This is a genomic window from Paraburkholderia sp. BR14320 (genome assembly GCF_040948665.1).
GTDB lineage: Bacteria > Pseudomonadota > Gammaproteobacteria > Burkholderiales > Burkholderiaceae > Paraburkholderia > Paraburkholderia youngii.
This window is the reverse complement of record NZ_JBFPKG010000189.1, coordinates 1-1,247: the sequence shown is the minus strand read 5'-3', so window position 1 is coordinate 1,247 and position 1,247 is coordinate 1. Positions and strand designations below refer to the sequence as shown.

Below are 1,247 nucleotides of genomic sequence, written 5' to 3'. Positions count from 1 at the left end.
TGAAGGCGCTTCAGGACCTTGGCCAGGCCCGGCGCGAGTGTGGTTCGCGGTGTCTTCGTCTTCTTCATCGCACAGCTCAAAAATTCGCTACCCAATTTTAACGTGGGCCTTACTGCAACAGAACCAATTCGACTGAGGTGCCACGCACATCGTGCCAAAATGTGGTTCTGTTGCAGTAAGAGCGAGAGGTCGGCCAAATCCGATATGGCATGGATTCCTTATCCAGCCAGCGAATAGAATTGCTTTGCGGGAGTTTGACCAATGCCGCCATCGTTCAATTGTCCCTTGACAATCATGTGCATAACTTCGATGCCGCCCAACAGGATGCGGGCACAACGAAAAAAGTTTTTGAACCCAAGCATCGGTCGAGTCCGGCGCTTGATCGCCCGATGATCCTGTTCGATGATGTTATTCAGATACTTTTTCTGGCGGACCTTGATCGGCACCTCCCGCGGGGCGTTGATCGCCGGCAAGGCAGCCAGATTCGATCCGCTCCTGTCGATCGTCACGGTCTCGGGTTCGCCATTCTGGTCGATTGCCTTTTCGAAGTAGGCCCGGCCGCAGCCTTATCCCGTCGGGCTCGCAGCAGAAAATCAACGGTGTTGCCTGCCTTGTCGACAGCCCGATAGAGATACCGCCACTCACCCCTGATGCGAATGTAGGTCTCGTCCATCCTCCAGCTCTTGCCGACCGTCCGTTTGCGCCGTCGAAACGCCTTCTCCAGGACCGGCAACGGCTTTGTCACGTTAGAGTTAGAGAGGAGAGAAGGCAATGCTGGCAGGGGCGATCAGTTGCTCAAAAAGCGATAGACGGATTTTGGGTGAGTTCGGTGAAGCGATGCCACGCAGCAAATCGCAAGGCGAGTTGTTGGCGATAGCGTGAAGCCCGTAGCCGATGTCGCTTGAGGGCAAAGTGCTGTCGGATCGGGCCGAAGTTCGACAGGAAAGCATGAGTGCGCTCGGGCAGGCGGAAGCCCCGCATACGCCGTTCGCGTTCCCGGGTTGGCTGATGACTATTCTCGGCACGGTTGTTGACGCGGGCGCTGGCTTTGACGAACACATGCTTGACGTTCGCCAGTTCGGGGATCTCCGCTTTCGCGGCCGGATAGCTGCGCAACTGATGGTTCTGTTGCAGTAAGGCCCACGTTAAAATTGGGTAGCGAATTTTTGAGCTGTGCGATGAAGAAGACGAAGACACCGCGAACCACACTCGCGCCGGGCCTGGCCAAGGTCCTGAAGCGCCTTCAC

At 56.5% G+C, this 1,247-nt stretch carries 2 pseudogenes; both read right to left on the bottom strand.

Going from position 1 to position 1,247, the window contains the following annotated elements:
• Positions 1–218 precede the first annotated feature (218 nt).
• A pseudogene (locus tag AB3X89_RS39750) lies at positions 219–733 on the bottom strand (IS6 family transposase); the annotation flags it as partial.
• 62 nt (positions 734–795) lie between these two features.
• Positions 796–1,247 (bottom strand): annotated as a pseudogene (locus AB3X89_RS39745) (hypothetical protein); the annotation flags it as partial.